Origin of the sequence: Oceanobacillus senegalensis (assembly GCF_900176885.1) — a bacterium.
GTDB classification, from domain to species: Bacteria; Bacillota; Bacilli; order Bacillales; family Amphibacillaceae; genus Oceanobacillus; species Oceanobacillus senegalensis.
This window is the reverse complement of the sequence record NZ_LT839648.1, coordinates 2,702,021-2,708,110: the sequence shown is the minus strand read 5'-3', so window position 1 is coordinate 2,708,110 and position 6,090 is coordinate 2,702,021. Positions and strand designations below refer to the sequence as shown.

At 47.7% G+C, this 6,090-nt stretch carries 2 protein-coding genes, 14 tRNA genes and 2 rRNA genes; 17 read left to right on the top strand and 1 reads right to left on the bottom strand.

Annotated elements, in window-relative coordinates:
- The first annotated feature begins 2 nt into the window (after positions 1-2).
- The 6 genes from CAO17_RS13070 (at position 3) to CAO17_RS13045 (ending at position 3,529) form a co-directional block, all read left to right on the top strand.
- Positions 3-2,923: ribosomal RNA gene (locus CAO17_RS13070) — 23S ribosomal RNA — on the top strand.
- A gap of 130 nt (positions 2,924-3,053) precedes the next feature.
- Positions 3,054-3,168, top strand: a 5S ribosomal RNA gene (rrf, locus tag CAO17_RS13065).
- Between the two features lie 27 nt (positions 3,169-3,195).
- Positions 3,196-3,270, top strand: a tRNA-Asn gene (locus tag CAO17_RS13060).
- Between the two features lie 2 nt (positions 3,271-3,272).
- Positions 3,273-3,365: transfer RNA gene (locus CAO17_RS13055), tRNA-Ser, on the top strand.
- A 5-nt stretch (positions 3,366-3,370) separates the two neighbouring features.
- Positions 3,371-3,442 (top strand) — tRNA-Glu (locus tag CAO17_RS13050).
- A gap of 11 nt (positions 3,443-3,453) precedes the next feature.
- Positions 3,454-3,529: transfer RNA gene (locus CAO17_RS13045), tRNA-Val, on the top strand.
- A gap of 44 nt (positions 3,530-3,573) precedes the next feature.
- Here the strand turns inward: CAO17_RS13045 and CAO17_RS21920 are convergent.
- Positions 3,574-3,696, bottom strand: a complete 123-nt coding sequence (locus tag CAO17_RS21920; protein WP_281252936.1) for a hypothetical protein — start codon at positions 3,694-3,696, stop codon at positions 3,574-3,576.
- A 2-nt stretch (positions 3,697-3,698) separates the two neighbouring features.
- Between CAO17_RS21920 and CAO17_RS13040 the strand changes: the two genes are divergently transcribed.
- The 11 genes from CAO17_RS13040 (at position 3,699) to CAO17_RS12990 (ending at position 6,044) form a co-directional block, all read left to right on the top strand.
- Positions 3,699-3,775, top strand: a tRNA-Met gene (locus CAO17_RS13040).
- 6 nt (positions 3,776-3,781) lie between these two features.
- Positions 3,782-3,858 (top strand) — tRNA-Asp (locus tag CAO17_RS13035).
- Positions 3,859-3,906: 48 nt separating this feature from the next.
- Positions 3,907-3,982: transfer RNA gene (locus CAO17_RS13030), tRNA-Phe, on the top strand.
- 8 nt (positions 3,983-3,990) lie between these two features.
- Positions 3,991-4,075 (top strand) — tRNA-Tyr (locus tag CAO17_RS13025).
- Between the two features lie 17 nt (positions 4,076-4,092).
- Positions 4,093-4,166, top strand: a tRNA-Trp gene (locus tag CAO17_RS13020).
- 6 nt (positions 4,167-4,172) lie between these two features.
- Positions 4,173-4,248: transfer RNA gene (locus CAO17_RS13015), tRNA-His, on the top strand.
- An 8-nt stretch (positions 4,249-4,256) separates the two neighbouring features.
- A tRNA-Gln gene (locus CAO17_RS13010) sits at positions 4,257-4,331 on the top strand.
- Positions 4,332-4,334: 3 nt separating this feature from the next.
- Positions 4,335-4,409, top strand: a tRNA-Gly gene (locus CAO17_RS13005).
- 9 nt (positions 4,410-4,418) lie between these two features.
- Positions 4,419-4,492, top strand: a tRNA-Cys gene (locus tag CAO17_RS13000).
- Positions 4,493-4,497: 5 nt separating this feature from the next.
- A tRNA-Leu gene (locus tag CAO17_RS12995) sits at positions 4,498-4,582 on the top strand.
- Positions 4,583-4,823: 241 nt separating this feature from the next.
- A complete protein-coding gene (locus CAO17_RS12990; RefSeq protein ID WP_085991018.1) occupies positions 4,824-6,044 on the top strand; it encodes an ISL3 family transposase in 1,221 nt (406 codons plus the stop codon).
- The last annotated feature ends 46 nt before the right edge of the window (positions 6,045-6,090 follow it).

The window sequence follows — 6,090 nt, the reverse complement described above, 5'->3', positions numbered from 1 at the left end:
TTAGTTAAGTGAATAAGGGCGCACGGTGGATGCCTTGGCACTAGGAGCTGATGAAGGACGGGACTAACACCGATATGCTTCGGGGAGCTGTAAGTAAGCTTTGATCCGGAGATTTCCGAATGGGGAAACCCACTGTTCGTAATGGAACAGGACTTGTGTCTGAATACATAGGGCACAAGAGGCATACCTGGGGAACTGAAACATCTCAGTACCCAGAGGAAGAGAAAGCAAATGCGATTTCCCAAGTAGCGGCGAGCGAAACGGAAACAGCCCAAACCAGAGAGCTTGCTCTCTGGGGTTGTAGGACACTCCACATGGAGTTACAAAGGAATTCTTTAGACGAATCCATCTGGAAAGATGAGCCAAAGAGGGTAACAGCCCTGTAGTCAAAAGAGAATTCTCTCCGGAGTGTATCCTGAGTACGGCGGAACACGTGGAATTCCGTCGGAATCCGGGAGGACCATCTCCCAAGGCTAAATACTCCCTAGTGACCGATAGTGAACCAGTACCGTGAGGGAAAGGTGAAAAGTACCCCGGAAGGGGAGTGAAAGAGTACCTGAAACCGTGTGCCTACAAGTAGTCGAAGCGCATTTACGCGTGACGGCGTACCTTTTGTAGAATGGACCGGCGAGTTACGATCGTATGCAAGGTTAAGTGGAAGACACGAAGCCGCAGCGAAAGCGAGTCTAAACAGGGCGAATGAGTATGCGGTCGTAGACCCGAAACCGTGTGATCTACCCATGTCCAGGGTGAAGGTCAGGTAACACTGACAGGAGGCCCGAACCCACGTATGTTGAAAAATGCGGGGATGAGGTGTGGGTAGGGGTGAAATGCCAATCGAACACGGAGATAGCTGGTTCTCTCCGAAATAGCTTTAGGGCTAGCCTCAAAGATTTGAGTACTGGAGGTAGAGCACTGATTGGACTAGGGGCCCTCATCGGGTTACCGAATTCAGTCAAACTCCGAATGCCAGCTACTTAGACTTGGGAGTCAGACTATGGGTGATAAGGTTCATAGTCGAAAGGGAAACAGCCCAGACCACCAGCTAAGGTCCCAAAGTATACGTTAAGTGGAAAAGGATGTGGAGTTGCTTAGACAACCAGGATGTTGGCTTAGAAGCAGCCATCATTTAAAGAGTGCGTAATAGCTCACTGGTCGAGTGACTCTGCGCCGAAAATGTACCGGGGCTAAACGTATCACCGAAGCTGTGGATTGTCTTTTAGACAATGGTAGGAGAGCGTTCTAAGTGCTGTGAAGTCAGACCGTGAGGACTGGTGGAGCGCTTAGAAGTGAGAATGCCGGTATGAGTAGCGAAAAAAGAGTGAGAATCTCTTTCACCGAATGCCTAAGGTTTCCTGAGGAAGGCTCGTCCTCTCAGGGTTAGTCGGGACCTAAGCCGAGGCCGAAAGGCGTAGGCGATGGACAACAGGCAGATATTCCTGTACCACCTCGTGATCGTTATGAGTGATGGGGGGACGCAGTAGGATAAGGAATGCGCACCGATGGACGTGTGCGCCCAAGCAGTGAGAAAGTCAGATAGGCAAATCCGTCTGGCCATTTCAAGCTGTGATGGGGAGGCAACTATAGCCGAAGTTCCGGATTTCACACTGCCGAGAAAAGCCTCTAGCCAGATCACAGGTGCCCGTACCGCAAACCGACACAGGTAGGCGAGGAGAGAATCCTAAGGTGAGCGGGAGAACTCTCGTTAAGGAACTCGGCAAAATGACCCCGTAACTTAGGGAGAAGGGGTGCTCTATAGAGATAGAGCCGCAGTGAATAGGCCCAAGCGACTGTTTAGCAAAAACACAGGTCTCTGCGAAGCCGAAAGGCGAAGTATAGGGGCTGACACCTGCCCGGTGCTGGAAGGTTAAGGGGAAGAGTTAGGACCTTTGGTCCGAAGCTTAGAACCGAAGCCCCAGTAAACGGCGGCCGTAACTATAACGGTCCTAAGGTAGCGAAATTCCTTGTCGGGTAAGTTCCGACCCGCACGAAAGGTGCAACGACTTGGGCACTGTCTCAACGAGAGACCCGGTGAAATTATACTATGCGTGAAGATGCGCATTACCCGCGACAGGACGGAAAGACCCCGTGGAGCTTTACTGTAGCCTGATATTGAATGTCTGTGCAGCTTGTACAGGATAGGTGGGAGCCTCAGAAGCGTGAGCGCCAGCTTACGTGGAGGCATCCGTGGGATACCACCCTGGCTGTATGGACCTTCTAACCCAGGACCGTGATCCGGTTCGGAGACAGTGTCAGGCGGGCAGTTTGACTGGGGCGGTCGCCTCCCAAAAGGTAACGGAGGCGCCCAAAGGTTCCCTCAGAATGGTTGGAAATCATTCGCAGAGTGTAAAGGCAGAAGGGAGCTTGACTGCGAGACCTACAAGTCGAGCAGGGACGAAAGTCGGGCTTAGTGATCCGGTGGTTCCGCATGGAAGGGCCATCGCTCAACGGATAAAAGCTACCCCGGGGATAACAGGCTTATCTCCCCCAAGAGTTCACATCGACGGGGAGGTTTGGCACCTCGATGTCGGCTCATCGCATCCTGGGGCTGTAGTCGGTCCCAAGGGTTGGGCTGTTCGCCCATTAAAGCGGTACGCGAGCTGGGTTCAGAACGTCGTGAGACAGTTCGGTCCCTATCCGTCGTGGGCGCCGGAAGTTTGAGAGGAGCTGTCCTTAGTACGAGAGGACCGGGATGGACATACCGCTGGTGTACCAGTTGTTCCGCCAGGAGCATAGCTGGGTAGCTACGTATGGTAAGGATAAGTGCTGAAAGCATCTAAGCATGAAGCCCCCCTCAAGATGAGACTTCCCATCACTTCTAAGTGAGTAAGATCCCTCAGGGACTATGAGGTAGATAGGTTCGAGGTGGAAGCGTGGTGACACGTGGAGCTGACGAATACTAATCGATCGAGGACTTAACTAACTTCTTAAAAGATGTCAATGATTCACTCTTATTTAGTTTTTGAGGTATAAAGTTAAAAAACTCTTGACTTTAACTCTATAAATAATTATAATAATGATTGTCGCTGATTTTGTAAATTAGTTAAATCTTGTCTGGTAGTAATGGCGGAGAGGTCACACCTGTTCCCATGCCGAACACAGTAGTTAAGCTCTCCAGCGCCGATGGTAGTTGGGGTTAACCTCTGCGAGAGTAGGACGCCGCCAGGCAATATTATTCACATTTTATTAGATTATTCCACAGTAGCTCAGTGGTAGAGCAATCGGCTGTTAACCGATCGGTCGTAGGTTCGAATCCTACCTGTGGAGCCAATGGAGAGCTGTCCGAGCTGGCCGAAGGAGCACGATTGGAAATCGTGTATACCGCTACCGCGGTATCGAGGGTTCGAATCCCTCGCTCTCCGCCATTATAGGCCCGTTGGTCAAGTGGTTAAGACACCGCCCTTTCACGGCGGTAACACGGGTTCGAATCCCGTACGGGTCATCACTAACGTTGGAGGATTAGCTCAGCTGGGAGAGCACCTGCCTTACAAGCAGGGGGTCACAGGTTCAAGTCCTGTATCCTCCACCATATATCTCACATCGCGGGGTGGAGCAAGCCGCTCACATCGTCGATTATGCTACTAGGTGCAGGCTTGCGAGGAGTGCAACTTCACCGAATAACCTTGCAACACGACGAGCAATCCCCATAGTTAATTGCAATAAAAAAATAGAATTAACAAATTTAGTATTTTTCATACCGCGGGGTGGAGCAGTCTGGTAGCTCGTCGGGCTCATAACCCGAAGGTCGTAGGTTCAAATCCTGCCCCCGCAACCAAATAACGGTCCGGTAGTTCAGTTGGTTAGAATGCCTGCCTGTCACGCAGGAGGTCGCGGGTTCGAGTCCCGTCCGGACCGCCATCTGAAATTTATATTATATGAAACTATAATTTTTATTTGAACAACTATGGCTCGGTAGCTCAGTCGGTAGAGCAACGGACTGAAAATCCGTGTGTCGGCGGTTCGATTCCGTCCCGAGCCACCATCCATGTTGGAGGGGTAGCGAAGTGGCTAAACGCGGCGGACTGTAAATCCGCTCCCTCAGGGTTCGGCAGTTCGAATCTGCCCCCCTCCACCATTTTATTTGAAATTTATAGGGGTATAGTTTAACGGCAAAACTACGGTCTCCAAAACCGTCGATGTGGGTTCGATTCCTACTACCCCTGCCATATATGGCGGTCGTGGCGAAGGGGTTAACGCACCGGATTGTGGCTCCGGCATTCGAGGGTTCGATTCCCTCCGGTCGCCCCATATATTATTGGGCTATAGCCAAGCGGTAAGGCATCGGGTTTTGATCCCGTGTATCCTAGGTTCGAATCCTAGTAGCCCAGCCAATTGCGGAAGTAGTTCAGTGGTAGAACACCACCTTGCCAAGGTGGGGGTCGCGGGTTCGAATCCCGTCTTCCGCTCCATATAAATACGGCGGTATAGCCAAGTGGTAAGGCAGAGGTCTGCAAAACCTTTATCACCGGTTCAAATCCGGTTACCGCCTCCAATTATGCCGGTGTGGCGGAATTGGCAGACGCGCGGGACTCAAAATCCCGTGTCCGTTGAGGACGTGTCGGTTCGACCCCGACCACCGGTATTACCAAGTAAAGATAAGAACAGTTTAGTAAATAGTACCGCTCATAGTTGTTGTTATATCAACGGTTATGAGCGGTATTTTTTGGCTCTAAAATATATGTTGGGGTTTTAATAAAATTTAAGCATAAAAAAAGGCTCTAAAATATATGTTGGGGTTTTAATAAAATTTAAGCATAAAAAAACACGCAAGCTCCTATATCCTTTAAACTTGAATGGACGAGAAACAAGTGGATAGGAGTTGCGTGTATATGTATTTTAACATGAAATTACCTGGATTAGAAGAAATGAAAATAACGAAAACAGAGGAGATAGAGGGATCCTTTCATATTCATGTTCAGTTGCCAAAAAAACCTCATAAATGCCCTTCTTGTGGGGAGATAACAGAGCGTATTCATGATTATCGAGTGCAAAAAATTCAGCATTTAAAATTGTTTGAACGTAGAACCTATATTTTTTATCGTAAGCGTCGTTATAGGTGTGAGTGTGGAAAGAGGTTTGTAGAAAACAATAATATTGTCTATCGTTATCAGCGACATACGGTGGAATGGAATCAGGCGTTAGGTTTTCGAGTGATAAAGGGGAAGAATTTCAAGGATACTGCTGCCCAATTTCATACGTCATCCAATACAGCTATGCGACGTTTTGATAACGTATCAGCTGGTAAATTACGTGAGGTTAAAGCTCTGCCACGGGTAATAGCGATCGATGAATATAAGGGCGATACAAATAAAGGTAAATATCAAACCATTATCGGTAATGGTGAGACAGGTGAGCCTTTGGATATTCTTCCTGATCGGTCCGTAAAAACGGTGAAAAAGTATCTACAGGAAAAGGGAGAAAAAGTAGAAATAGTCATTATGGATATGAGTCATAGCTTTAAATCAGCTGTTCAACAAGCATTGGGGAATCCTATTATTATAGCGGATCGATTTCATTTCTGTCGTTATATTTATTGGGCACTCGAACGTGTGCGAAGACGAGTTCAAAAAGAATTCCACCCTTATGATCGTAAAAAGTGCAAGCGAATGAAGCATGTATTTTATAAGCATTATGAAGCCCTTAGCGCAAAACAACATTGGTACTTAGAAAGATATTTAGGGTTATCAGAAGATTTGAGAACAGCTTATGGGTTAAAAGAATCTTATCGAACTTGGTTTGAAGAAGCAAAGAAAATAGGAAAAGATAATATGAAAGAGGTTAAAGAAGGGCTGTATCAGTTTTATACGCAAGTAAAAGATGCGGGTTTAGAGGAATTTGAAAAAGCGATACAGACGCTACAAAATTGGCAACCTGAAATATTGAACAGCTTTGCCTTTGGGTATAGTAATGGGTTTATTGAAGGATTGAATAATCAAACAAAGGTTATCAAGAGAAATGCCTTTGGATTCAAGAGATATGATCGATTGAGATTAAGGGTATTATTACACCATCAATTTAAATCCGTAGCCAATTCAATAGGTTAAAGGGGTAGGAGCTAATAGCCCCACCCCAACATTTGACTTAGAACCA